We start from the raw sequence: 24,621 nt of genomic DNA, 5'->3' as shown, positions 1-24,621 counted from the left end.
TGCCCCTTAGGTCTACGGGGGTTGCTGCGATCAGAAGTTGGTTCGAGGTCGCTCTAAGCCCTGGTCACGGGGCTTCAGCTGAGCTTAAGCCAGCAGTCGTCAGGATGAATGCCCTTGCGCTCGGCGTCAAGCGGGCGCATCATCGGTCTTCCGCCAATTCATCCGGATGACTGATGACTGGCGGATCCATGGTGGCTGCTGGAAGGGGGAGTTGAGATGCGCAATGTCCCGGTGGACATGCGAAAGGTTGGTCTGGTCCTCTGTGTGGCGAAGGAGCCGAAGACCGACCGGGACACGGGAGCACAGCGGGCGAATAGGTCCGGTGAGCCGCTGTGGACGGTGTCCGTGGCGGTGCGGCCGGCGGGGGCTCGGACGTCGATGATCGAGGTGACGATCCCGGGTGCTGAGCCGCAGGTGGAGATTGGTCAGATCCTGGTCTTCACCGGGCTTGAGGCCTCGCTGTGGGAGATCGAGGGTCGGGCGGGGTTGGCGTACCGGGCTGAGTCGGTGGCGGTGGCGCCTGCGGGCGAGACCGAAGCAGCTGGTGGCGCTGCGGCCGAGTCGCGCGGGGCTCGGGGTGGTGCGAAGTGAGCGGCCGGACGTGGCAGGACCTGCGCGAGCGACTACACGACCTGTCCGACCTGGGCGATGAGATGCACGCCGACATGGAGTGGGGTCAGGCCCGGCTGCTGTTCGCGATCACGGCGACGATGGCGGCGGATGCCTGTCAGCTGGCCCGGGATCTTGAGACGGAGCTGCTGAACCTGGCGGCGGAGAACGGTGTTCCGCTGCCGCCGCTGGACCTGGGCGGTGGGAGCTGATGGCCACCGCTGATCAGTGGCGCTCGCTGGTGGGTGAGCGGCGCGCGCCTCGGCGGGGCGTGGTGCGGCCGCCGGCGGTGCCGGGGCTGGCGGCCTGGTCGACGCGGGCGATGGCGACGCTACTGGAGCTGTCGATCGCGGCCAGCATCATGAGCATCTATGAGGTGGCCCTGTACTGGGCCCGGCCGGTCTTCGCGCTGGTCCAGGCGGTGGCGCTGCTGACGGGCTACCAGATGAGCCCGATGTTCAGGTTCTTCTACTGGGCGCTGCCGGTCCTCTTCCTGGTGTGGCAAGCGGCGGAGCGGGGCCGGACCGGGCAGTCGCTGGGTCAGCGGCTGATGCGGATCGTGACGGTGGATGAGGACACCGGGGCGCCGATCGGCCCGGCCCGCTCCGTGATGCGCAGCGTGCTGCACCTGGTCGACATCGCGCCGCTGTTCTTCGGTTTCCTGTGGCCGCTCGCGCACTACCGGAAGCAAACCTTCGCCGATCAGCTGTCCCGCTCGCTGGTGGTGGACGTGTCGGTGATCAACCAGATCGCAATCGCGAAGGAGGGGACGTCGTGACGAACATGCGCGGGATGGACGGCGCACCGGCGGGTGCTCAGCTGCCGGTGGTGGTGTGGGTGGTGTTGGGGGTGCTGGCCTTGTGGCTGGCGGTGGCGATGGCGGGTCCGTGGCTGCGGGTGCGCCGGCCGCACGCGTGGTGGGCGCTGGTCGGGTTCCCGGTGGCGGTGGTCCGGCTGGTGTGGACGTGGCGACGCCTGTCGGATGTGCAGGGCCTGTCGGTGTCCAAGCGGCCCCCGATGGCCTTGGTGGGTCGGGGTGTCGTGGTGCGGGGGCGGGCCTTGCGGATGATCAAGCCCAAGCTGGGCCTGCCGCGCTGGCGGCTCGGTGGGCTTGAGGTCGAGGTGAAGTTGCACCCGGGGCAGACGCCGGACCTGTACGCGGCGGCGGCCGAGTCGATGGCTCACGCGTGGCGCGTGCACTCGGTGCGGGCCCTCTCGCGTGAGCGGGGCCGGGTGGTGTTGGTGGCGCTGGCGTGGGATCCGCTGGCGGTGCCGCTTCGCCCGTACGTGGGTGCGGTGGGTCTGCTGGAAGCCGTGGTGGGGTTCTGGGAGGACGGGACGCCGTGGCGGGTGTCCTTCCGGACGGTGCCGCACTGGCTGATCGTGGGTGCCACCCGCTCGGGCAAGTCGACCTTCATCTCTGCCTTGGTGCGTGCGCTGGCACCACAGCGGGTGGCTCTGGTCGGCCTGGACCTAAAGGGGGGCCTTGAACTAGCCGCGTTCGAGCCTCGGTTCACGGCTCTAGCCACTGACCGAAAGTCAGCGGCGGTGCTGCTGGATCAGCTGCTGGAGGGGTTGACGGGGCGGATGGCGCTGTGCCGGATGGCCGGAGTGCGCAGTGTCTGGGAACTGCCCGACAGCGAACGGCCGGTGCCGATCGTGGTCCTGGTGGACGAGGTCGCCGAGCTGTTCCTGACGGCGAACTCGTCGGAGAAGGCGGAGGTGGCGCAGGTGACGACCGCGCTGCTGCGGGTGGCGCAGTTGGGTGCGGCTCTTGGGGTGCATCTGGTGGTCGCCGGTCAGCGTTTCGGCTCGGATCTGGGGCAGGGTGCGACGGCGCTTCGGGCCCAGTTGGCCGGCCGGGCGTGCTTTCGGGTCTCGGACGCGGGGACGGCGGAGATGGCTCTCGGTGACCTGGACGATGCTGCGGTGGAGTCGGCGATGCGGATCCCGGAGGTCTTCCCCGGGCTGGCGGTCGCCTTCAACGCCCCTGGCAGCAGCGGGAGTTGGATGCGGGCCCGCACCCACCTGGTGACGGTGGATGAGGCGCGGGCGGTGTCGACCGAACACGCGGCGCTGACACCGGAGTTGGAGGCCCTGTACGCGGCTTCGGTGGGAGGGGTGGGCGGCGAATGATCATCGTCCTGCTGCTGTTCCTGGGGTTCTTCGCCCTGGTCATGACCTGGACCGGACAGATCCGGGTGTGGCAGATCCTTCTGATCGGCGCGTGGTTCCTGCTGCTGGCCTCCACCCAGCTGGGCCACGGGCTCTCCGACCTGTTGGGACAGGTGGTCGACGCCATGTTCGGCGGCGTCCAGACCGGCCCCTGATCTTCTTCTAATCGAACTGGAGTGCGAGATGAGTGGTCGACCAACCGCCCCGCCCCGAGTCCTGTCCTTCGTCGTCTCCGGTCGCATCGGGTGCTCGTGCCCGGTGTGGCCGGGGCGGCCCGGTTTTCCTTGGAGTCATCCCCCATGATCGGGATCAATCCGTTCGAAAGTGTTGAGGCTCGGCGGCGCTTCCTTGCACAGGAGGAGCGGCTACGTCAGCTGTCGGTGGTGGATCGGGACCTTGTTCGGCTGGGGCAGATGCCGGACCTGGCGAGGTGGTTGGAGCAGGTTGCCGCGACGGGTGGGTGTGCGCGTCCGGTGTATGTGGCGGGCCGCTCGACGGTGGTCGACGGTGCCACGGGTGAGGTGGTGCGGGAGTACTCGACCGCTGTGGAGCCGGGGGGCCGGCTGGCGCTTCGGTGCCGCAACCGCAGGGCGACGGTGTGTGAGCCGTGCTCGCGGCTGTATCAGGGCGACGCCTGGCAGGTCGTAAAGGCGGGCCTGGTCGGCGGTAAGGGTGTGGCCCCCTCGGTGCGGGAGCATCCGGCGGTCTTCCTGACGCTGACGGCCCCGAGCTTCGGTGAGGTGCACCGGGCGGGCCGGTGCGTGCGAGTCCGCGAAGGATCATGCGAGCACGGGGCGCCGTTGGGCTGCGGCCGGCGTCACCGGGAGGACTCGGGCCTGGTGGGTCAGCCGCTCTGTGCCGGGTGCTACGACTACACGGGTCACGTGCTGTGGCACGCGCACGCCGGACGGCTGTGGTCCCTGTTCGTGGATGCCCTCTACTACCGGCTCGGCGTGGCCGGCGGGTTGGGTAAGTCGGCGGTGCGGCGGGCGCTTCGGGTCTCGGCGGTGAAGGTGGCCGAGTTCCAAAAGCGCGGGGCGGTGCACTTCCACGCGGTCGTGCGCCTCGACGGGCCGCAGGGCCCCGAGGCGGTTGGCCCGGCTGCTGCGGACGGTGGCACGACCGGCCCGGCGTCCTTGGAAAATGAGCCGCCCGAATGGGCGTCCATAGGTGTTCTGCTTGCGGCGGTGCGGTCGGCGGCGGTCGCGGCTCGGGTGCGGGTGGTGTCCTCGGACGCGTACGCGGTGCCGGCCCTGAAGTTCGGGGACCAGGTGGAGGTGCACCCGATCGCCGGTGCCGGTGTGGCGACCGATGAGCGGGTGGCCGCCTACCTGGCGAAGTACACCACCAAGAGCACCGACGGGTCCGGAGCGCTGGATCACCGGATCACGAGCGGGCGTCAGGTGCAGTTCCTGCCGGTATCGGGGCATGTGCGGGCGCTGGTCGGGATGGCATGGCGGCTCGGCGGCCTGGCGGAGCTGGCGCACCTGCGGCTGCGGTTGTGGGCACACGCGCTCGGCTTCCGGGGGCACTGCCTGACCAAGACGAGGGCCTACTCGGTGACGTTCAAGCGGCTGAGGGCGGATCGGGCCGCGTACGGCGGTACCCGGAGGTTGGGCCCGGGTGAGCTGATCATCGGTGAGTGGCGGTTCGTCAGGGCGGGTCACTCGCCGGGTGAGGCTCAGGTGGCAGCGCAGATCGCGTGGGAGGGTCAGCGGGCCCGCGAGCTTGCCCGGGATTACCGAGTCCTTGGGTGGGTGGGTGGGTGGGGCACGGCGGGGACCAGGGCGGGCTGACGACAGGTGGGCACGTACGGATGATCAGGGGGGTGGGCGTCGTGGGGGCTGACGTGGTGGGCTGGGCGATGGTGCATGGTGTACGGGTGCCCGGCGGGGACATGGTCGCGGTGTGGCGACTGCTAACGGTCAGTCAGGAGCGGGCGGGACGGTGGGCCCGTCTACTGGGCGGCTCGGTGGCGCACGACGGTTCTGGTGGCTGGGCCGTCACCACCAGTGCGTCGGCGTTGCGGGTGTGGATCACGTGGGCATCGGGGTCGGCACTGGGCTTTCGGCTGCTGGAGGCTCCCGGAGGTGTAATCGGGCTCGACCTGGCTCCGTGGACAGTGGCAGAGGTCTTCGGCCCGGACGCTGCGGCGAGGTTGGTGGACTGGTCGCTCGGCTGGCTGGGGGCGCGAGTGGTGATCGTCAAGCATCGGGGCGGCGGGTTCGTGCGACACCTGGCCCCCGCGCTGTCCAACCTGAGATCAGTTCAGGCCTGAACGGCAGCAGCCGCACGGACAGTTGCCCGTGCGGCTGCTGGCTGCACGCGGTCACGGCTCGACCGGGAACCATTCCTCGCTGTTGATCCCGGTGATCTCGTAGCGGGATGCCCCCTCGCCCCTGCGCCGGGGGTGCAGAACCACGCGCACGTCGTACTGGTTGAGGATCTCGCGCCGGGCCGCGTGGTCTGCGGCCTGCTCCCACTGCTGGGTGACCGTGATCCCAGTGGGCATCATCCGCATCCCCGGCGCGCGCTCGGGCAGGGCCTGAAGCTCGGTGATCTCCTGGCCGAGGCGGGTGTAACTCGCCTGGTACCACTCGGTGTCGGCCGGCGAGTCGTAGAGTCCGGCCTGTCGGTCGGCGCGCAGACGCGTGCGGTTCTTCCCAAGCTCGGCAATGCGGGCGGCATAGCCGGTACCGGGGTCGTAGACCTTGCGCATGACTTCGGCCTGACCGAATCGACCCAGGAACCATTGTGTGACGGCTTCGTCGAGCACGTTGATGTACATGCCCGGGGCTGGCTTGCAGTGCTGCGAGGTGGCGATCCCGCGCACTCGGGCTGTGCAGCCGTAGGCCATGACCGGCCCCTTGCGGCCCGCGACGTAAAGGCGCATCCCGCACGTTCCGCAGAATGCGATGCCGGACAGCAACCTCGTGCCCTTGGGGGCTCGGCTGGGAACGCGCTTGATGGCGGTCGCCTTGATCAGCGCCTCCCTGGTCGCGTGATCCCACAGGGGGTCTGCGATTCGTACGGGCTGCCCTTCCTGGCCGACTACCGGGGCTCCGTCGTGCATGAGGTAGCCGAGCGCGGCCTCACTGGTCAAGATCAGCTTGACCGTCTTCAGCGTCCACAGGGAGCCCTTCTGCTCACGGCCGTAGAGCTGGGCGCGGCGGTCTCCCGGGCTGGGCACGCCCTCACGGTTGAGTCGGGCGGCTTCGGTGGCGCACGTGATCTTCCCGGTCTCGTCGGCGAGGATGCGTTCGGCCACCGTGCGGATGATCTCCGCACCAACCGGGTCGATCTCCACGTGATCAACCTTTGAGCCGGCGAACAACCGCACGTACATGTAGCCGTAGGAGGGACGCTGCTTGGGCTGTCCCGCTTCACGGGCACGCAGCGTCTCGTCACGATTCCGCTTCTGAATCGCCCTCAGCTCCAACTGTGAGCCCCACGCCTTCAACATCCACTCGTTCTCGTCGTTGACGTTGCTGAAGTCCCACACGCCTTCGTGGTCGGCGGTGACGATCTTCCGGCCCTGCTTGGTCAGCATGTCCTGTGTGTTGAGCACATCCCGCACGTTGCGCCCTGCGCGGTCCACGGACGCTGCGGCAAGCCCGTCATAGGGGCCCATCTTCCCCTGCAACCAGGGGCCAAGCCCCTTGCGGGTCATGGGGTCGGTCGCGCCCGACACCTCCCAGTCGTCGGCCCACGCGATGATGTGCCCGCCCACCCGGCTGACGGCGTCGATGATCTGATTTGCTTGCCGTTCCGGGCTGCTCGTGCTGTCCGTCGAACGGCTCAACCTGCGCGACGCAACGAAGCACATCCCACATCCGTCATACTCGGTTGTGATCACATCAGACATGATGCCCACCTATCTCGCACGACTGTGCGAATTGGGGGACTTCCTGGGTGGCAAGGACCACTTCCCGGCCGACCGGGCCGCCGCCGACCGGGCGGAGCAGGGGTGGCCCACCGTGCGGACCGCAACCCGGGAGAACCGCCGGTTCCTCGGTCGGGCGGTGCGCACGCTGGTCGAGGAGCTGGGGGTGCGTCAGTTCCTGGACGTCGGGACCGGCATCCCGACCGCCGGCAACACCCATGAGGTCGCCCAGTCGGTAGACCCGCAGGCCCGGGTGGTCTACGTGGACAACGACCCGATCGTGCTGGCCCACGCCCGCGCCCTGCTGGTCAGCTCCGCCGAGGGTCGCACCCGCTACATCGACGCGGACCTGCGCGACCCGGACGCCATTCTCGGCGCCCCGGCCCTCGCCGAGGTGTTCGACCTCGGGCAGCCGATCGCGCTGATGCTGGTCGCCATCCTGCACTTCGTCCCGGACTCGGACGATCCGTACGGCATCGTCCGCAAGCTGACCCAGGCGCTGCCCTCCGGCAGCTACCTGGCGATGACCCACCTGACGGGCGATCTGGACCCGGTCGAGACCGGTCGCCTGGTGCAGAGCTACCGCGACTCGGGCGTGCCGCTCACGGCCCGCAGCCGCGCGGAGTTCGCCGAGTTCTTCGAGGGGACGGACCTGGTCCAGCCCGGCATCGAGCTGGTTTCCCGCTGGCGCCCGGAGGGGTCGGCGGGCGAGCTGCCGGACCCGGCGCACGTCTCGGTGTACGGCGCGGTCGGGAGGATCCGCTGAGCGAGGATCCGCTGAACAAAGAGATCCCGGACGAGGAGTTCCAGGGCGGCGTCAACCAGGTCGTGCGCAGGGGCGACGTGGTGCACCGACCGGCCGGCCCGTGGAGCGCCACCGTGCAGCGGCTGCTCGGCCACCTCGCCGAGGCGGGGTTCACCGGCGCACCAGGGCCGCGCGGGCTGACAGGCGATCAGGAGCTGGTCGAGTACCTGCCCGGCGAGGCCGGCACCGACCTGGCCGCACCGTGGCTATACGAGGACGAGGTGCTGGTCGCCGCCGCCCGCCTGCTGCGCGGACTGCACGACGCCGGCGCCTCCTTCGTCCGCAGTGAGCAGGACGTGTGGCTGCTGCCGCCGCGCGAACCCGCCGAGGTGATCTGCCACGGCGACGCGGCCACCTACAACACCGTGTTCCGCGACGGCCTCCCGGTCGCGTTCATCGACTTCGACACGGCCCACCCGGGCCCGCGCCTGTGGGACGCCGCCTACACCGCCTACCGGTTCGTCCCGCTGTACGAGTCCGGGGGAGTACCGGTGGCGCAGGCCCGGCGCCGGCTCGCGCTCTTCGCCGAGGCGTACGGCCTGTCGGAGCAGGAGGCGGCGCGGCTCCCGGAGGCGGTGGCCGAGCGGCTGCACGCCCTGGTCGCCTTCATGCGCGAGCAGGCCGCCGCCGGGCACCCCGCCTTCGCGGCGCACCTGGCGCGCGGGGACGACCGGAAGTACCTGGCGGACGTCCACTGGGTGCTGTCGGAGCTGTCGGAACTGTCGTCGCCCTGACGAGGTGCCGGCCTCAGCCGGGCCTCAGCCGGGCGTCACGGTCACCTGCACGGTGTCCTGCCCGGGGCAGGCGACGAGTTGGAGCACCCGGGCCCCGGGCGGCGACACGACGGTGGCGCCCTGGCTGACGACCCGGTAGCCGTTGGGGTAGGTGCTCGGCGGCAGCTCCACCTCCGTGCGGGCCCCGGCGGCGAACGGTTGGCCGGAGCCGATCCGGCCGGTGCCGTAGCGGAGGGTGAACGTCCCGGTCGTGCCGTCGAAGCCCCACTGCTGCGGGGTGCCCGCGACCGCGCGCGGGTACGGCCGGACGATCGCCGGGTCCATCAGGTTGGGGCCGGTCGGCGGCTCCTGGGGGTGCTTGGGCGTCTGGTCCTGCGGTCGGGACCAGAACATCCAGGAGGCCATGTCGGCGTCGAACCGGTCGGTGAGGGTGGTCAGCTTCGTCGCGTTCGTGGTCGCGCCGAACTCCGTGACCACCCCGGCGACGGAGTCGGCGGTGGCGCGGTCCAGTCCGTTGCTCAGGCAGGTGTCCACCTTGCCGAAGCAGTAGTCGTGGAAGCTCATCCCGGCGTTGGGATCACCGGTCGGGTTCGGCATCCAGTTCGGGATGCCGAAGTCGTTGAGCATGGGCGGCTCGAAGAACAGCAGGTGCGTCGGGTCGACCTGGCGGATGGCCTTCATCGGCTTCCCCTGGAACGGGGCGAGCACGCCGGTCTCGAACTGCTCGCAGCCCTTCGGGAGGCAGCTCGGGTACGCCCAGCCCGGCCACGGCTCGTTGATCAGGTCGTAGCCCAGCACGTACGGCCGGCCCGCGAAGTGCTGCGCGACGTGCTGCCACATGGCCGCGTAGTGCTCCTGCAGCCCGACGCCGTCGGAGGCGGCGTGGTCGTGCCAGAAATTGGTCCAGGTCTGGTTCTGCGCGGGGCTGGTGAAGTAGACCTGCGGAAATCCGGGGTCCGGCTTCAGCGGGAACCCGTCGGTGAACGTCGCCCAGTCGGGGAACGCGTTCCAGCTCGCGCCCACCGACTCGTTGAACGCGTCCTGGTGGGAGTCGACGAGGCTGTAGATGTGGTACTTGGCGAGCAGCCGCTGGGTCTGCGCGATCTGCTCGACGTAGCTGTCGTCGTACACGCCGGGCTGCGGCTCGACCGCGCTCCAGGCGAAGCCGAGCCGCACCGCGTTGAAGCCGTGGTCCGCCAGGTACTGCGCGTCCTGCTCGCCGAAGCCGCCCGCCGCGGGGAAGAACGGCGGGTACTTGTAGACCAGGTTCACGCCGTGCAGCGTGACCACCCGGCCCTGATCGTCGGTCAGCCAGCGGCCCGAGTGGCCGAGTTCGCTCGCTCGCTCCGGTGTGAGCGGTGCGGGCGGTGCTGCTGCGGCCGGTGTGGTCAGTCCCAGCGCCAGTGCGGCTGCTCCGAGACAGCGTGCCGACGATGAAATGATGGTCATCACACAAACCCTTCGCCGACTCGGGCAAGGCGCCGTCGCAGAAAGATCGTTCGCGGAACTCTCGCGGAACTCCTGCGGAAATGTAATCCAGCGTCAGCCTGATCCGGTCGCGACACCCCGCGCGTGGAACCCGAGCCTGACCGGCCGTCAGCCCCGACCTGTCGAGCCACTAGCCAGACTGGGTTCAGTTTTGAACCCGGTACGGCTATCGTGCTCGTATGACAGGTCTTCGGCAGCGCAAGAAGGAACAGACCAGGCAGCGCATCGCCGCCGTGGCGTTGCGGCTGTTCGCCGAGCGCGGGTTCGACGCGGTGACGGTCAACGAGATCGCCGAGGCGGCCGAGGTGGCCAAGGCGACGCTGTTCGCCTACTTCCCGACCAAGGAATCGCTCGTCCTGCACGGTGCGGGCGACGACGACCTGGCCGGGGTCGTGGTCACGGGACAGGCGGCCGGCCAGACGTTCCTGGCGGCCCTGCGCGCGCACTTCCGCGCCTTCGCGGCCGGCCGGCTGTCGGCGGCCGACCTCGACGCGGTGCTCGTCCGGGTGCGGGTGATCCAGGACAGCCCCGCGCTGCGGGACTCCGCGAACGCGCTGCTCTACCAGCAGCGCCAGGCGTTGGCGCAGGTGCTGGCCGACCAGTACGGGCCCACGGCGGCCGCGCTGATGGCGGCCCAGGTCGCGGCGTCGTTGCTCACGCTCCAGGAGGCGTACTTCCAGCGCCTGTCGGGCGGCGCCGGCGCCGAGGAGGCCGGGCAGGAACTGGCCCGGGACGTCGAGCTGGCCTTCGACCTGCTGGAACACGGACTGCTCAAGCATGCGGAGGGGCACTGACGTGCGCGCACGAGGCATCACCTACGACACCGGGACCTTCCCCGGTGACCTGTTCACCCGCAAGGCCTTCGACCCCGAGCAGGTCCGCCGCGAGATGGCGGTGATCGCCGGCGAGCTGCACTGCGACGCCGTGCGCATCTCGGGCCGCGACGCCGAACGGCTCGGCACCGCAGCCCGGTTCGCGGCCGAGGCGGGCCTCGAAGTGTGGTTCTCACCGTTCCCCGTCGACCTCCCGGCGGACGACATCCTGGCGTTCTTCGCCGACTGCGCGAAGCGCGCACAGGCCCTGCACGAGGGCGGCGCGCGGGTGGTGTTCGTCGCGGGCTGCGAACTCAGCGCCTTCGCCCACGGGTTCCTGCCCGGCGACACCCACCGCGACCGCCTCACCGCCATGGCCACCGCAGACCTGAGCTGGTGGACCTCGCTCGGGCCGGTGCCCGACCTCCTCAACGCCTTCCTCGCCCAGGCCGCGACGACCGTGCGCGCCCACTTCGACGGCCGGATCACCTACGCCTCCGGGCCCTGGGAGCCCGTCGACTGGGCGCCGTTCGACTTGGTGGGCATCGACGCCTACCGGTCCGCGCAGAACGCCGACGACTTCCGCACCCAGCTGCGCGAGGCCCGTTCCACCGGCAAGCCGGTCGCCGTCACCGAGTACGGCACGTGCGCCTACCGGGGCGCGGGCGACCTGGGCGGCATGGCCTGGCAGCCGCCGCCGGGAGCAGTCCCGGACGAGCAGGAGCAGGTGCGCTACCTCGAAGAACTGCTCGACGTCTTCGAGGACGAAGGCGTGGACACCGCGCTGTGGTTCTCCTTCGCCAACTACGACAAGCCGCGCGACCGCGACATCGCCTCCTACGGCGTCGTGCGCCTGCTCGACGAGGTGCGGTGGGAGCCGAAGGCGGTCTTCCACGCGATGGGCGCCCGGTACCGACGTCGTCCGGACGGTGGCGGTCCGTCAGTCACCGCGCGGGCAACCACGGGTCGGTGAGCCGCTCGATCCGCAGCACCGTTCCGTCCGCCGTCCCGTCCACCGTCGGCGAGGGTGCGCCGGTGACGAAGTCGACGCCGCGGTCGAGCCAGACGCCGGTCAGCCCGGCCGCGGCGGCCGCGGTGACGTCGCTGCCCAGCATGTCGCCCACGTTCACCGCCCGCGCCGGTTCCGTCCGCATCCACCGGCAGGCGGCCGGGTAGGCGTCGGGCTTGGCCGCGCCGAGCTCGGTCGGCGTCAGGACGGCCTCGAAGTACTCCGGGAGGTCGAAGCGGGCGAGCTTGGCGCGCTGCTGCCCGGGATCGCCGTTGGTGAGGACGGCCAGCCGGGGCGCGCGGGGAAGCCGCTTCAGCGCCTCCAGGCACGGCCGGACATCGGGGTAGCACCGCCAGGCGTCCGCGAACGCGGGGAGGTAGCGCTCGTCGATCCAGGCGTCCAGCACGCCGGAGTCGGCCGGGACCGGCTCGCCGAGCAGCGGCAGGAAGCCGCGCACCCTGCGCCGGTGGTGCTCGGCGAAGTCGCACCGGCCCGCCAGGTACTCCCGCATGTGGCGCGCCTCCAGGCTCCACCACGACTCGGCCAACTCCTCGGGCGGCGCCGTCGCGTTCGGCGCGGCCCGGACGATCCGGTCGATCGCCTCGAAGACCGCGCCGCGGTGATCGACCAGGGTGCCGTCCAGATCGAAGAAGATCACATCCACCATGCGGTGATCATCCCGTGGCGTCGCCCCCGGCACCAGAACCCGCCTGCCGCAGCCACGAGTCGAGGACCGCGTAGTCGCCGTCGGTCAGCCCGACACGCGGGTCGACCCGGTGGAGCAGCGCCCGCCCCCGGTGGTGGGTGGCGACCCAGGCCCGGTCGGCCTCGCTGATCTCGTCGTCGACCCAGGCGAACGGGCGCCCGGCGGCCCGCGCGACGAGTGCGCGGGTCTTCCAGTGCAGTCCGTCGCGTTCGTCCTGGGCTTGGTTGTCATCGGACGGCTCCGGCCAGTCCACCACGGCCAGTTGCGGCAGGCCGATCAGCGGAGCGATGCACTCGTTCGCCTCGGCCATCCACGTGGTGGCCCAGACCAGCTCGCAACGCAGCGCGGCCAGCCGGGCCCCGTGCGCGGGATCGACCCTGGCCAGCAGCGGGTTGGCATCGGCACCGGCCAGTTCGGGAGCCACCGGGTGGGTCGGGTACTGGTCCGGCGGCGCGCCGAACGGGATGAGTGGTCCGTCGACATCGAGGAAGAGCAGCGGGCACTGCGCGGAGCCGGTCACCGCAGCACGATAGCGACGGGCCCGGGCAAGAGCTTCGCGGCCTCGTCCCAGTAGGCGCCGAGGCCCCGGTCGGCCTGGCCCTTCTCGTCGAACGCTACGGTGAGGTGCCACGAGCGGGGCTGCTGCCTGACGGTCCGGCAGCCGGGGGAACCGTCGCCCCGGCCGGCTCCGTCCACCGAGAAGGAACGAGAGATGCGCTACGTCAACCTCAACGCGACGTCAGGCGCGCTGACCGGAATCATCAGCCCGACCGACTACCTGCACCAGCTCCCCTCCTTCGCCGACGCCCTCCCGCCCGGCGCCCGCTCGTTCGCGACCGACAAGGCCCACTACGACTTCTACAGTGGCCGGTGCGTCAAGGACCTGACCCTCGAACTCGTCCAGTTCACCGAGCCGGACGGCGACGGCGACGAGATCGTGGCCCGGTTCCGGCACAACTGCTGGAAGCACGAGGAGGACCTGGTCATCCACTACCTGGGCGTCTCCGCCTTCGACGTGGACACCCCGGCCGGCCCGGACTGGACCCACCTCGACACCGTGATCCTCGACGAACTCCTGCCCCACGCCCACGGCTGCACCCACGAGATCGCCTTCCGCCCGGGCACGCTCACCGTGACCTGCCGCGACCTGACGGCCGTGTGGGTGGAGGCGGACTGCCCGGACAAGGCTGCTCCCGGGCAGAGCTGACGGCCCCGCCCGCGGACCGCTCCCGGGCTGCCGGTCAGGCCAGGCCGCGGAGCTTGTCCGGGTTGACCTGGAAACGCAGGTTCTGGATGCGGCCGTCGGCGATGTCGTAGGTGAGCGCGCCGACCGGGTGGCCGCCCATGGTGAACAGCACGCCCTGCTCGCCGTTGATGGTGGCCGGTTGCCATGCCATGCCCTGAAGTTCGGGCTTGGCGAGGACGCCGAGCATCCAGCGGGCGACGGGGTCGGTGCCGTGCAGGGGGCGGCGGGCCGCGGTGACCTTGCCGCCGCCGTCGGACCAGGCGGTCACGTCCGGGGCGAGCAGTTCCATCATCGAGTTCAGGTCGCCGCCGGTGCAGGCGGCGAGGAACCGGTCGGTGATGTCGCGGCGCTGCACCGGGTCGGCGTCGAAGCGCGGGCGCCGGGCCTGGACGTGCCCGCGGGCGCGGTGCGCGGTCTGACGGACCGTCGTCTCGGTGCGGTCGAGGATCGTGGCGATCTCGGCGTACGAGTACCCGAAGGCCTCGCGCAGGACGAAGACGGCCCGCTCGACGGGGCTGAGGCTCTCCAGCACGACGAGCATCGCGGTGGAGACGGTGTCGGCCAACTCCGCCTCCTCGGCGACGTCGGGGCTGGTGATCAGGGGCTCGGGCAGCCACGGCCCGACGTAGGACTCGCGGGTGGCCCGGGCCGAGGTGAGGCGGTTGAGCGAGAGGTTGGAGACCGTGCGCACCAGGTAGGCGCGGGGGTTGGCCACGCTCTCCCGCTCGGTCTGGGACCACTTGAGCCAGGCGTCCTGCAGGACGTCCTCGGCGTCGGCGACGCTGCCGAGCAGCCGGTAGGCGGTGGCGAACAGGAGCCGGCGGTGCTCGGTGAAGTCGTCCAGGAGCTCGACGGGCGCGGGCGTGTTGATCATGGAGGGTCAGGCTGCCACCTCCTGGCCGGTCGCGGCAAGAGCCTTGAGCCCGTCCACGCTGCTCGGGTGGGTCGGCGCCCAGCCGAGCTCGGCCCTGGCCTTGGCGTTGGCCAGCCGCAGGTGGGTCGACATGATGGTGTGTGCCAGCGGCGCCGGGCGCAGCAGCCACAGCGGGATGGTCATCGGGGCGGGGGCGCCGAAGGCGTCAGCGACCGCGCGCACGTGGGCGCCGAAGCCGAGCGGGGTGTCGTCGGCGATGTTGTACGCCTGGCCGGCCCGGCCGGCCCCGACCGCGGCGGCCACGGCGCGGGCGGCATCGTCCGCGTCCACCCAGGACAGGGCGCGGCCCTGGTCCGCGACGACGGGCAGGGCCCGCTTGCGCAGCATCGGCAGCACCGTGGTCTCGGTGACGCCCGCGCCGTAGAACAGGCCGAAGCGCAGGCTGACCGCCTCCAGGCCGTCGGCGGTGAACGCCAGCTCCTCCTTGGCGCTCATCGCACCGACGTGCCGCTCCAGCCACGGGTTCAGCTGGGCGGGGCCGAAGGCGTCCCGGTCCTCGGTGAGCGGGCGGGTGCCGTGGTCGCCGTAGCCGTACCCGAACATCATCGACTCCACGACGATGCGGCGGGCCCCGGTCTCCCGGGCGGCGGCGATCAGGTTCGCGGTCCCGTCGGTGCGCAGCAGGTTGGTGGCGGCCATGTCCTGGTGACGCATCATCGACTTGCCCTGCAGGGCGGTCGCCGCGTGCACGACCACGTCGAAGCCGAGCCCGTCCACCGCACGCAGCACGGCCTGACGGTCCAGCAGGTCCGCCCGGACGGCGTTGCCCGCCCCGCGGCCGAGCCCGGCGACCTCGTGCCCCTCCGCACGCAGCTCCCGGGTGATCTTCTGACCCAGCAGACCGCTCGCCCCCGCCAGCAGAACCTTCATGACACTCTCGCTTCCCCGTAGTCGTGTTCGGCTCCGTGTTTCGGAGTCGCTCATGGGACAGGCGAGCGGCAGCGAACGTGACAACGGAACGAGTGATCTGGATCACTGTGATCGGTCGAGGCGACGCGAAGGGAGGTTCGCTTCGACGATCTGCTGGTGATCCCGAGCGACTGCTCCATCGACAGGGCGCTCGCGATCGTCACCGTGTCGCTGTGGAGGTTCGAGGGCGCGCCACTGCAGGACGCAGGCTTCACCAGCGACCTGTTTGGTGAGGTCGGCGGGGCGTGGCAGTTCGCGATGGGTCTCCAGGCCGCGACCCCGACATCACCCATTCAAGTTCATTGGCACGACGGAAAACGAGCCGCTGCGGAGTATCGCTATTCGTTCCCCGGCGATTTGCGGAAGGCGGAATTCCTGAGGCGTCGTGAAGTCCGCCGTCGCGGAATTCAGTCGCAGGGCCGTGGGGCCGTCACCCCGCCCGCGGCCTTGCCGCTGCCGCGCTCCTGCCAGGCGCATCGTCAGGAGCCCGACACGAGGCCGCATTTCATCAAGTAAGTCAAGACTTACCTTTCGGGGAACTCCGACCGTATGGTGTGGATCGAATCGAAGGAGCGCTCTTGTCGAAGCTGAATGACCCCGCCGTGCGTCAGGTTGACTCCGAGCGGGATTATGTGTCCTCCTTGTACGAGTTGCTCGCCGAGCGCCTTTCCGAGGCGCGAGTGAATCGGGCGAGTGTGCTGAAGGCCCCGGCGGGAAGTGCCGGTGAGGCGCACGAGAGGGAAATCGCCGTCGAGCGGCTGGCCAGGGAGATCGGGCGGCTGGAGGGGGCCGAGAAGGGGCTGGTCTTCGGGCGGATCGACTGGGCGGACGGCATGGCCCTGCGGATCGGACGGATCGGGCTGCACCGGGAGGAGGACGAGCTGCCGCTGCTGGTGGACTGGCGGGCGAACGCGGCGCGGCCGTTCTACGAGGCGACTCCGGTGCACCCGATGGGTCTGCGGCGGCGCCGGCACCTGGGGCTGGAGGAGCGCACGGTCGTTTCGGTGAGCGACGAGCTGTTGGACGGGACGGCCCCGACCGACGAGGACGTCGTGGGCGACGGCCCGTTGACGGAGGCGCTGTCGGCACGGCGTACGGGCAGGATGCACGCGGCCGTCGCGACGCTGCAGGCGGAGCAGGACGCGGTCGTCCGCTCCGCGCACCGCGGGGTGACGGTGGTTCAGGGCGGGCCCGGCACCGGGAAGACGGTGGTGGCCCTGCACCGGGCGGCGTACGTGCTGTACGCGTTCCCGCGCGCCGCTGAGGAGGGGGTCCTGGTGGTGGGTCCGAACGCCCGGTTCCTCGACTACATCTCCCAGGTCCTGCCCTCGCTCGGCGAGAACGACGTCGTGCTGGCGACCTGCCCGGAACTGGCCGGCGTGTCCACGGACGCGATGGACCCGTTCGACACGGCGCGCCTCAAGGGCGGTTCGGACCTCGCCGACGCGCTGGCCGGTCTGCTGCGCGTCCACCAAGCCCCCGCCGGTGACTTCACCGTGCGGGTCGGCCAGGAACTGGTCCACCTGCCCGGCGAGGAGGTCGCCGCGGCACGCGACGCCGCCGTGGCAGCCGCTCCGGGGCACAACCCCGCGCGCCAGGTGTTCAGGGAGCTCCTGGTCGACGCCGTCACCGATGCGATGCAACGGGACATGGGCGACGTCCTGGAGCAGATCGACGCCGATACCGTCAGGATGACGGGCCTGGACCTCGACCGGTTCACGGGAGCCGCCCACCGCCGTACCGAGGGTGCGGCCGACCCGGGTGCGGTCCACGAGTTGGATCTGGACGCCATCCGGGCCGACCTCCTCGAAGACGCCGGCTTCGACCGGGCGGTCGAGGTGTTGTGGCCGCGGCTGGTGCCCGGTGACCTCGTGACGGCGCTGCTGACGGACGCCGACGCGCTCGCCGAGCACCTGCCCGGCCTGACCGCGCAGGAGCGGGCCCTCCTGCTGCGCGGCCCGGGCGACCCGTGGACCGGTGCCGACGTGCCGTTGCTGGACGAGGCGGCGAGCCTGGTCGACGGGCCTCCCGAGCGGACGTACGGGCACGTCGTCGTCGACGAGGCGCAGGAACTGACGGCCATGCAGTGGCGGATGATCGTCCGCCGCTGCCCGGGACGGGCGATGACGCTGGTGGGCGACTTCGCCCAGGCCGGCCCGGTCGCGACGGCACGCGACTGGAAGGAGGCGCTGAGCCCCCACGTCGGACCCCGGTTCAAACTGCACGAGCTGACCGTCAGTTACCGCACCACGCAGGAGATCCTGGAGAGTGTCCGGGACCTGCTCGCGCGGATCGCCCCGGACCAGCAGCCCACCCGGTCACTGCGCAGCGGTGAGAGCCCGCGCACCCTGAGCACGGCCGCGGACGACTTGGTCGCCGCCGTCCTCCAGGAGCTGCGCGCCCAGACCACCGCGCACCCGGGCGAGTTGCTGGGCGTGGTCTGCGCGGACAGCCGGGTGAGCGAGCTGACGGCCCAGGGCGTCGCCGACCACGCACGCATCGTGCCGGCGTCCGAAGCGCGCGGCCTGGAGTTCGACGGGGTCCTCGTACTGGACCCGGAGGGGATCATTGCAGCCCGCCCCGGTGGGGAGAGGGACTTGTACGTGGCCCTGACCCGGGCCACCAAGCGGCTCTGCACGATCACCGTCCAGCCTGGCATCCCTTCGCCTCAGCCGTCCTGACGGAGCGTCAGGCGCGGCAGCAGTACCGCTCCCGCCGCCGCGCAGGCGAGCGCCGGGAGCAGGAGCGCGACGGCCGTGCCGCCCGTGCTGCCCGCGAAGGCGCCCATCACCGCGACGCCGAGTGTCGCGCCGACCTGGCGGGCGGCGTTCAGCAGGCCGCCCGCCGCGCCGGCCGTGCCGGTGGGGGCCGTGCTCATCACGGCGGTGATCAGCGCGGGCAGGGCGAACGAGACCCCGAAGCCGGCGGCCAGCAGGCCCACGGCCAGCAGCGGATAGGGGGTGCCGACCAGCACGGCCAGGGCGAAGACCAGGCAGCCCAGGGTGAGCAGGGCGAGCCCGGCGAGGGCCGGGCGCCAGGGGCCCACCTTGGCCACCAGACGGCCCGTCAGCAGCGGGTTGAAGCCGGGTGGCAGGGTCATCGGGAGGAAGGCGGCGCCGGCCAGCGCGGGGGACAGGTGCAGGGTGCGCTGCAGCAGCAGCGGCAGCACGAAGAGCACGCCCAGCATGGTGAAGTTGACCGCAGCACCGGCCAGCAGCACCGGCCGCATCCCCGGCGCGCGCAGCACCGGGCCGGCCAACACCGGTGCGGGGCTGCGGCGTTCGCGGGCGGCGAAGAGCAGGGCGACCACGGCCGCGGCGGCGGCCGAGTACCCCGCGTGCGTCCAGTCGCCCGAGCCGAGTGCGATCAGCACGTCGGTCACCAGGGCCAGCACCGCGCAGGCGGCCAGCTGGCCCCACCAGTCGATCCGCCGCCGGCCGGCGGGCACCCGCACCGCCGGACCGGCCACCAGGGCCAGCACCAGCACGGCCAGCGGCACGTTCACCCAGAACACCGAGCGCCAGCCGGCCAGCCCGACCAGCACGCCGCCCACCGCCGGCCCGAACGCCATCGCGCAGCCGCTGACGGCGGCCCAGACCGCGATCGCCCGGGCCCGCTCGGCCGGCACCGGGTAGAGGTGGCTGATCAGCGCCATGCTGGCCGGCACGCAGGCCGCGGCGGCCACCCCGAGCAGCGCGCGCAGCACCACCAGGACGGTCAGGTCCGGGGCCAGCGCGCTGAGCGCCGAGCCGAGGCCGAACAGCGCGACCCCGTAACGGAAGGAGCGGTGCGCGCCGTACCGGTCGGCGACCGCGCCGGCGGAGAGCAGCAGCGCGCCGAAGGCCACGCTGTAGCCGGTGACGGCCCACTGGAGGCCGGCGGTGGAGGCGCCGAGCGAGCGGGCCAGGTCGGGTTCGGCGACGGCGAGCACGGTGGTGTCGAGCAGCACCATGAAGTAGCCGAGCGCGATGCCGATGAGCGCGCGGGTTCGGCCGGCGGGTGGTGGGGGCGCGGGGCGGGCGGTGGCGGGGGAGGGGTCGGGGCGTACGGCGGTGGACATCGGGGCAACTCCTACGGGGAGCGGGATTTCGAGGTTTCGAAGTGACTCCCTCACCTTCGCCGGACCGCCGCCGCGTCTCCACCGCCTGCGCCGGAGGTAGCATTCGGAAAAACCGAACGCTCTGGGGGATGGCCGATGGAACTGCGTCAGCTGCGCACCTTCGAGGCGGTGGTGACCCACCGTACGGTGACCGACGCGGCCGTCGCCCTCGGACTCGCGCCCTCCTCGGTCTCCGAGCAGGTCCGCGCCCTGGAACGCGACCTCGACGTCACGCTCTTCGACCGGGCCCCGCGCGGCATGACCCTCACCCCGGCCGGTCAGCGGCTGCTGCCCTGGGCCCGGCGCCTGCTCGACCAGGCCGAGCAGGCGCGGCGCGAGGTCCGCGAGGCCCACCCCGAACTGCGGCTCGGCGCGCTGGAGACGATCGCCGCCAGCCACGCGCCGGCCATCCTCGCCCGGCTCGCCGAGCGGCGGCCCGAACTGGGCGTCTCACTGCACACCGAGGGCGCCCGCGACGTGCTGCTGGGCGCCGTCGCGGCAGGGGAGTTGGAGGCGGCGATGGTGCTGGACACCGAAGGGCCGCTCGGTGAGCTGGGGTTCGCCCTGCCGCCCGCGCGACTGGAGCACCTGGACCTGGAGGACGTACCGCTCGCACTGGTCGCCGCGCCCGGGCACTCGCTCGCCGCGCTCGACTCCGTGCCGCCCGAACTTCTCCACGGGGAACGGCTCCTGGTGAACACGCCCGCGTGCTCCTTCCACCTGGCCGGACAGCGGCTGCTCGGGGACAGCGTGCGGCGGGTCCGCACCGGCGGGATCGCCGTCACCCGCGCCTGCGCCGCCCAAGGCCTGGGGCTGGCGCTGCTCCCGGAGTTCGCCGTGCGCGACGAGCTGGCCGCCGGAACGCTGGTCCGGTTGCCGCTCGCGGTCGCCGCACCACCGGTACTCCGGCTGCGGCTGGTCTGGCGCCCGGACCGCGAGTCGGTGCCGGGGCTGCGCGACGTGCTGTACGCGGCGGCGGCCTGACGGTACGTCGGGCTGGGTTGGTGGCGGTGCTGCTGGCCGGGATCCTCGCGACCGGTTCGCGCCGTCGCCGGGGCGGGCGCCACCGCTGCGCAGCCGCGCACGTCCCCAGGGCCCTGCGGGCTTGGTCGATAATGGGCGTTGCCGCAGGCCAGCCCGGGTCTGCGGGCACCCGTCGACGAAAGGTAGCGGACGGATGACCCTGGAGGAAGGCCGGCGCGTCCGGTTGGCGCAGGACCTGGTGATCGGCGAGGCGGTCACCGGGGAGCCCGGGGCCGTCGTCGGGCTCCTCGCGCTGGGGGCCGGCATCGAGGGCACCGTCGAGCGGGTGGACGGGGAGCTCCCGGAGAGCCAGGAGGTCCGCGAGTACCGGCGGCTCAAGGCGCTGCACGAGGACTACGGGCACACCATGCCGGCGGCGAGCCGGGAGCGGCTGGAGGCGGAGCTCGCCGAGCTGGAGCCGGAGTGGGCCGCGCACCACGAGCGGGGCGGCCGGGTGACCGTCCGGGTGCGGTGGGACAACGGCTTCGTGCTCGACGCGGCGCACGAGGACGTCCTCACCCCGCTGTAGGACGACGGTCGGGGCTCGGCAGTTCCATGCCTCGTGACGCTCCCTCAACCGCCGCCGTCCGGCCTCGCGCTGTCAGTGCCGGCCCCTACCTTCTTCCACGTAGCCGCCGTTCAGGCGGGGTGCGGCGGGCCCGGGGTGGCCCCGGTCCGCCGGTTCTTCGTGGCGTCGCTGGTTCACCGGATCAGGGCCCTGGCGTGGAGGAGATGGTGTGTTGACGCAGTGGGAGGAGTCGAGCACGGCGCGGGTGTTGCCGCCGGCCCGGCCCCGGAAGCTCGCCAAGGTGCCGTTCGTCGAGTTGGCGGACGGGCGACTGCAGGGCGTCGTGTCGAGCGGCTCGGACGTGGAGCGCGTGTACGTCTCCGCGATCGCCGCCGGCGACTACGCGTTCGCCTGCGGCACCAACAACAACCGTCCGTGCGGCGGCGCCCGCGGCTCGTTCTGCAACCACATCCTCGCCCTGCTGGGCGAGGCGGTGCTGCAGTACGGCGGCGAGCGGGTGGCCCGCTACCTGCGCGTGGACACCGGGGAACAGGAGCCGACTGCCCAGCAGTTGGGCGCCGCGATGCGCGCCGCCCGCCCGCCGGCGGCGGACGGCAAGGCGGTGCGGCCGCAGGTGTTCAGCCGCTTCCTGCGCCACCTGGCCTACCTGGAGCTGGCCCCGAGCAACGCTCCGCTGCCCGAGCTGCACTGGTTCCCGCCGACCCGGGCGGTGGCGTGATGCGCACCGACCTGTTGACCGAGCCGAACGACGGGATGGCGTGATGCGCACCGACCTGCTGACCGAGCCGATCGACGGCGTGGCCGAGGCGCTCGCCGCCGTCACGGCCTTCGACCGGGTGCTGGCCGCCGGACTGGTGCGCCCCGGGCCCGCCCAGGCGGCCGGGCTCGCCGAACTCACCACCGCAGTAGGGGGATCGCCGCTGGCCGAGGCGGTGGCCGCGGCTGCCGAGAAGGCCGCCGCCGGCACCGCGGCGGACGACGAGTTCACCGCGCTGGCCGCCGCCCGCACCGCGCTGCTCGGCGCCGTGCACGACGCGGTGCTGGCCCGGGTGGACGAGGCCACCGGCCGCACCCGCGAGCCCGCGCCGGAGTCGGTGCCCGGCGCGCCGCGCCCGGCCAACCTGCTGAGCGCCGCCCGCTCCTGGCTCTGCGACCTGGCCCGGGCCGGCTGGCAGGGCCTGGACCACGAACTGGTCGCCGGTGCCGGCCCGGTGGTCTCCGCGATGCTGCCCGATCCGGCGCTGCGCCGCCTGGCACTGCTGCTGGACGGCTTCGCCGCCGAGCTGGCCGCCAGCTGCCCCGGCGCCACCCTGGAGCGGATACCGCTGCGCCGCTGGGCCGACCTGTGGTCCAGGGCGCTGCTGCTGACCGTGCCCGGCGCCGACACCGCCGTGCCCACCGGCACCGCGACCGGCCGCCTGCTCCCGCTCGGCGTGGACCTGCACGAGCACGCGACCGCCGCCCAGGCCCAGGTGCACGCCGTCTTCGAGCCGTCCGACGGCTCGGCGCCCCGGCTGGTCCGGGCGAGCGCCGCCGCGCCCAAGCCGGACACCGTGGTCGGCGCGGGCGTCTGGCAGCTGCTCCGCCCCGGCTTCGGGCTGCTCGCCGCCGTCGGCGAGGGGCGGGCGATGGAGCTGACCGGCATGCCGATCACCGCCGAGGGCGACCTGCTCTGGGACGACGCGCTGGCCCGCCCCGGCGAGCCCGCCGACGCCCTCGCCACCGCCCGGGTCGCGCTGGCCGCCGCCACCGCGCCGGCCGTCGCGCCGCTCGACCGCCACCCGGCCCGGATCGCGGTGCCGGTGCTGCTCGCGGACTACGCGGTCAAGGACGGCGAACTCACGACCGCTGGTGGCCAGTTGAGGCTGCTCGCCGACCGACTGCCGACCGCCGGCCCGGTCACGCCCGAGGCGGTGGCCGGCTCCGCCGCCTGCATCGCCCTGCTGCGGTGGGACGCCGAGGAGTTCGGCGTGCAGCCGCTCGCGGTCGAGGCGCTGGTGCGGCGCAAGCCGGTCGCGCTGCACGCGGGCGCCTGGGCGGGCGGCACCACCGACAAGGCGGGCGCCAGGGCGGAGAAGGCGGCCACCGAGGCGGTCGCGGTGCTGCGCGAGCGAGCGGGAAGGCTGCTGCGGAAGTGACCGATTCGACGACCCCGCCGGTGACTTCGCCGACTGCCCCGCCGGTGACTTTGCCCACCGCCTCGCCGGTGACTTCGCCGACGACCCCGCCGGTGGCCGCTCCGACCCCGCAGAGCGCTGAGGAGAGCCGCCGTCAGGTGCTCTACTGGCGCCTGCTCGCCCGCCTCTTCGACCCCGAGGAGCAGCCCGCGCTGGAGACCGCGAGCCTGGCCGTGCTGGAGGACGTCGGCCTGCCGGCCGCGCTCCTCGACCCCGGCGCCTCGGTCGACTCCGTCGTCCAGCGCCACCCGGAACTGGCCGACGAGTTCCAGGATCTGATGGTCCCTCAGCAGGCCGAGGAGTCGCCGGACGACGAGCGGGACCGCGCCGCCGAGGTCCGCCGGGCCGCACTGGTCTCGAAGGTGCTGCTCAACGTCTTCGCCACCGGCAGCGGAGCGGTCAGCGCCGGGCAGCTCTCCCGCTGGCAGTCCGACGCGGGCTGGCTGGAGCGCGCCCTCGGCTGTCGGCCCGGCGAGGTGCGGGCGGGCCGCACACCCGGCTCGCCGCCCAGCGCCGGCACCGGGACGGGCGGGCCGCGCCCCACCCCCGACCTGTCCACCCTGATCCCGCAGATCGGGCCGGACCTGGCCGCCATCGAGGCCGAGCTGGTCAGCCGGATGCGGCTGCGCGAGGTGCTGGCCGACCCCAAGCTGGCCGCCGGACTCACCCCGAGCATGTCGCTGATCGAGCAACTGCTGCGCGACAAGGACAACCTGTCCGGCATCGCGCTGGCCAACGCCAAGGCGCTGATCCGCCGCTTCGTGGACGAGGTCGCCGAGGTGCTGCGCACCCAGGTCGCCAAGGCCACCGCCGGCACGCTGGACCGCTCGGTGCCGCCCAAGCGCGTCTTCCGCAACCTGGACCTCGACCGGACGGTCTGGAAGAACCTCACCAACTGGAGCCCGGAGGAGGAGCGGTTGTACGTCGACCGCCTCTACTACCGGCACACCGCGCGCCGCACCACGCCGGCCCGGCTGATCGTGGTGGTGGACCAGTCCGGCTCGATGGTCGACTCGATGGTCAACTGCACCATCCTGGCCTCGATCTTCGCCGGCCTGCCCAAGGTGGACGTCCACCTGATCGCCTACGACACCCAGGCGATCGACCTCACCCCCTGGGTGCACGACCCGTTCGAGACGCTGCTGCGCACCAACCTGGGCGGCGGCACCGACGGCACGGTGGCGATGGCGCTGGCGGCGCCGAAGGTCGCCGAGCCGCGCAACACCGTGGTGGTCTGGATCTCCGACTTCTACGAGTGGCGCGGCGAGCAGCTCTTCGAGCAGATGGCCGCCGTCCACCGCTCCGGCGCCAAGTTCATCCCCGTCGGCTCGGTGACCAGTTCCGGCCGCGGCGTGGTGAACCCCTGGTTCCGCGAGCGCTTCAAGGACCTCGGCACCCCGGTGATCTCCGGTCACATCCGCAAGCTGGTGCACGAGCTCAAGAACTTCCTGGTCTGACGGTCAGTCAGCCACCGTTCCATCGA

At 72.1% G+C, this 24,621-nt stretch carries 26 protein-coding genes; 19 read left to right on the top strand and 7 right to left on the bottom strand.

Features of this window, described 5'->3' with window-relative positions:
• The first annotated feature begins 216 nt into the window (after positions 1-216).
• The 7 genes from FHX73_RS32800 (at position 217) to FHX73_RS32770 (ending at position 5,062) form a co-directional block, all read left to right on the top strand.
• Entirely contained in the window at positions 217-591 is a 375-nt protein-coding gene (locus tag FHX73_RS32800) for a hypothetical protein (protein WP_145909578.1), read from the top strand.
• The gene (locus tag FHX73_RS32795; RefSeq protein ID WP_145909577.1) at positions 588-821 is read left to right on the top strand and encodes a hypothetical protein; all 234 of its coding nucleotides are present in this window, start codon (positions 588-590) and stop codon (positions 819-821) included. The genes FHX73_RS32800 and FHX73_RS32795 overlap by 4 nt, the downstream gene beginning before the upstream one ends.
• Entirely contained in the window at positions 821-1,387 is a 567-nt protein-coding gene (locus FHX73_RS32790) for an RDD family protein (protein ID WP_145909576.1), read from the top strand. The genes FHX73_RS32795 and FHX73_RS32790 overlap by 1 nt, the downstream gene beginning before the upstream one ends.
• A gap of 5 nt (positions 1,388-1,392) precedes the next feature.
• Complete coding sequence (locus tag FHX73_RS32785; RefSeq protein WP_246214053.1) at positions 1,393-2,745, top strand: FtsK/SpoIIIE domain-containing protein; 1,353 nt, start codon at positions 1,393-1,395, stop codon at positions 2,743-2,745.
• Positions 2,742-2,939: a hypothetical protein gene (locus FHX73_RS32780; protein WP_145909575.1), complete on the top strand. Its 198-nt coding sequence runs from the start codon at positions 2,742-2,744 to the stop codon at positions 2,937-2,939. The genes FHX73_RS32785 and FHX73_RS32780 overlap by 4 nt, the downstream gene beginning before the upstream one ends.
• Positions 2,940-3,083: 144 nt before the next feature.
• Positions 3,084-4,580 carry a replication initiator gene (locus FHX73_RS32775; RefSeq protein WP_246214025.1) on the top strand — a complete coding sequence of 499 codons (1,497 nt, stop codon included), beginning with the start codon at positions 3,084-3,086 and terminating at the stop codon, positions 4,578-4,580.
• A gap of 32 nt (positions 4,581-4,612) precedes the next feature.
• The gene (locus FHX73_RS32770) at positions 4,613-5,062 is read left to right on the top strand and encodes a hypothetical protein (protein WP_145909574.1); all 450 of its coding nucleotides are present in this window, start codon (positions 4,613-4,615) and stop codon (positions 5,060-5,062) included.
• Positions 5,063-5,113: 51 nt separating this feature from the next.
• Here FHX73_RS32770 and FHX73_RS32765 read toward each other — a convergent pair whose 3' ends face one another.
• Positions 5,114-6,649 (bottom strand): recombinase family protein, encoded by a 1,536-nt coding sequence (locus tag FHX73_RS32765; protein ID WP_246214024.1) that lies wholly within the window; start codon positions 6,647-6,649, stop codon positions 5,114-5,116.
• On the opposite strand from FHX73_RS32765, the gene FHX73_RS32760 reads away from it, so the two are divergent.
• Both FHX73_RS32760 and FHX73_RS32755 read left to right on the top strand, forming a co-directional pair.
• The gene (locus FHX73_RS32760) at positions 6,648-7,433 is read left to right on the top strand and encodes an SAM-dependent methyltransferase (protein WP_211786400.1); all 786 of its coding nucleotides are present in this window, start codon (positions 6,648-6,650) and stop codon (positions 7,431-7,433) included. The two genes, FHX73_RS32765 and FHX73_RS32760, sit on opposite strands and share 2 nt — an antisense overlap.
• Before the next feature lie 77 nt (positions 7,434-7,510).
• Complete coding sequence (locus FHX73_RS32755; RefSeq protein WP_246214023.1) at positions 7,511-8,206, top strand: phosphotransferase; 696 nt, start codon at positions 7,511-7,513, stop codon at positions 8,204-8,206.
• A 24-nt stretch (positions 8,207-8,230) separates the two neighbouring features.
• Here FHX73_RS32755 and FHX73_RS32750 read toward each other — a convergent pair whose 3' ends face one another.
• Complete coding sequence (locus FHX73_RS32750; protein ID WP_145909573.1) at positions 8,231-9,655, bottom strand: glycoside hydrolase family 5 protein; 1,425 nt, start codon at positions 9,653-9,655, stop codon at positions 8,231-8,233.
• A 218-nt stretch (positions 9,656-9,873) separates the two neighbouring features.
• On the opposite strand from FHX73_RS32750, the gene FHX73_RS32745 reads away from it, so the two are divergent.
• Positions 9,874-10,488: a TetR family transcriptional regulator gene (locus FHX73_RS32745; protein WP_145909572.1), complete on the top strand. Its 615-nt coding sequence runs from the start codon at positions 9,874-9,876 to the stop codon at positions 10,486-10,488.
• Position 10,489: 1 nt separating this feature from the next.
• Complete coding sequence (locus FHX73_RS32740) at positions 10,490-11,479, top strand: glycoside hydrolase family 113 protein (protein WP_145909571.1); 990 nt, start codon at positions 10,490-10,492, stop codon at positions 11,477-11,479.
• Here the strand turns inward: FHX73_RS32740 and FHX73_RS32735 are convergent.
• Positions 11,451-12,182: an HAD family hydrolase gene (locus tag FHX73_RS32735; RefSeq protein ID WP_145909570.1), complete on the bottom strand. Its 732-nt coding sequence runs from the start codon at positions 12,180-12,182 to the stop codon at positions 11,451-11,453. The genes FHX73_RS32740 and FHX73_RS32735 overlap by 29 nt on opposite strands.
• Before the next feature lie 7 nt (positions 12,183-12,189).
• Positions 12,190-12,741, bottom strand: coding sequence for an HAD domain-containing protein (locus FHX73_RS32730; protein WP_145909569.1), 552 nt, complete (start codon positions 12,739-12,741; stop codon positions 12,190-12,192).
• Between the two features lie 192 nt (positions 12,742-12,933).
• Between FHX73_RS32730 and FHX73_RS32725 the strand changes: the two genes are divergently transcribed.
• The gene (locus tag FHX73_RS32725) at positions 12,934-13,428 is read left to right on the top strand and encodes a hypothetical protein (protein ID WP_145909568.1); all 495 of its coding nucleotides are present in this window, start codon (positions 12,934-12,936) and stop codon (positions 13,426-13,428) included.
• Between the two features lie 34 nt (positions 13,429-13,462).
• Here FHX73_RS32725 and FHX73_RS32720 read toward each other — a convergent pair whose 3' ends face one another.
• Positions 13,463-14,341 (bottom strand): RNA polymerase sigma-70 factor, encoded by an 879-nt coding sequence (locus tag FHX73_RS32720; protein WP_145909567.1) that lies wholly within the window; start codon positions 14,339-14,341, stop codon positions 13,463-13,465.
• Between the two features lie 6 nt (positions 14,342-14,347).
• The gene (locus FHX73_RS32715; RefSeq protein ID WP_145909566.1) at positions 14,348-15,271 is read right to left on the bottom strand and encodes an NAD-dependent epimerase/dehydratase family protein; all 924 of its coding nucleotides are present in this window, start codon (positions 15,269-15,271) and stop codon (positions 14,348-14,350) included.
• A gap of 156 nt (positions 15,272-15,427) precedes the next feature.
• Here FHX73_RS32715 and FHX73_RS32710 point away from each other — a divergent pair, with 156 nt between their 5' ends.
• A complete protein-coding gene (locus tag FHX73_RS32710; RefSeq protein WP_145909565.1) occupies positions 15,428-15,826 on the top strand; it encodes a hypothetical protein in 399 nt (132 codons plus the stop codon).
• Between the two features lie 116 nt (positions 15,827-15,942).
• Positions 15,943-17,991 (top strand): HelD family protein, encoded by a 2,049-nt coding sequence (locus FHX73_RS32705; RefSeq protein ID WP_145909809.1) that lies wholly within the window; start codon positions 15,943-15,945, stop codon positions 17,989-17,991.
• On the opposite strand, the gene FHX73_RS32700 is transcribed toward FHX73_RS32705, so the two are convergent.
• On the bottom strand, positions 17,979-19,370 hold the full coding sequence (locus tag FHX73_RS32700; RefSeq protein ID WP_145909564.1) for an MFS transporter: 1,392 nt from the start codon (positions 19,368-19,370) through the stop codon (positions 17,979-17,981). The genes FHX73_RS32705 and FHX73_RS32700 overlap by 13 nt on opposite strands.
• A gap of 135 nt (positions 19,371-19,505) precedes the next feature.
• On the opposite strand from FHX73_RS32700, the gene FHX73_RS32695 reads away from it, so the two are divergent.
• The 5 genes from FHX73_RS32695 (at position 19,506) to FHX73_RS32675 (ending at position 24,595) form a co-directional block, all read left to right on the top strand.
• The gene (locus tag FHX73_RS32695; protein ID WP_145909563.1) at positions 19,506-20,393 is read left to right on the top strand and encodes a LysR family transcriptional regulator; all 888 of its coding nucleotides are present in this window, start codon (positions 19,506-19,508) and stop codon (positions 20,391-20,393) included.
• 193 nt (positions 20,394-20,586) lie between these two features.
• On the top strand, positions 20,587-20,961 hold the full coding sequence (locus FHX73_RS32690) for a hypothetical protein (protein ID WP_145909562.1): 375 nt from the start codon (positions 20,587-20,589) through the stop codon (positions 20,959-20,961).
• A gap of 211 nt (positions 20,962-21,172) precedes the next feature.
• On the top strand, positions 21,173-21,679 hold the full coding sequence (locus tag FHX73_RS32685) for a hypothetical protein (protein WP_145909808.1): 507 nt from the start codon (positions 21,173-21,175) through the stop codon (positions 21,677-21,679).
• Between the two features lie 43 nt (positions 21,680-21,722).
• Positions 21,723-23,099 carry a hypothetical protein gene (locus FHX73_RS32680; RefSeq protein ID WP_145909561.1) on the top strand — a complete coding sequence of 459 codons (1,377 nt, stop codon included), beginning with the start codon at positions 21,723-21,725 and terminating at the stop codon, positions 23,097-23,099.
• Between the two features lie 68 nt (positions 23,100-23,167).
• The gene (locus tag FHX73_RS32675) at positions 23,168-24,595 is read left to right on the top strand and encodes a vWA domain-containing protein (RefSeq protein ID WP_145909560.1); all 1,428 of its coding nucleotides are present in this window, start codon (positions 23,168-23,170) and stop codon (positions 24,593-24,595) included.
• Positions 24,596-24,621: the final 26 nt, after the last annotated feature.

Origin of the sequence: Kitasatospora viridis, from assembly GCF_007829815.1 — a bacterium.
Taxonomy (GTDB): Bacteria; Actinomycetota; Actinomycetes; order Streptomycetales; family Streptomycetaceae; genus Kitasatospora; species Kitasatospora viridis.
The sequence above is the reverse complement of the archived record's forward strand: the minus strand, read 5'-3'. Positions and strand labels throughout refer to the sequence as shown.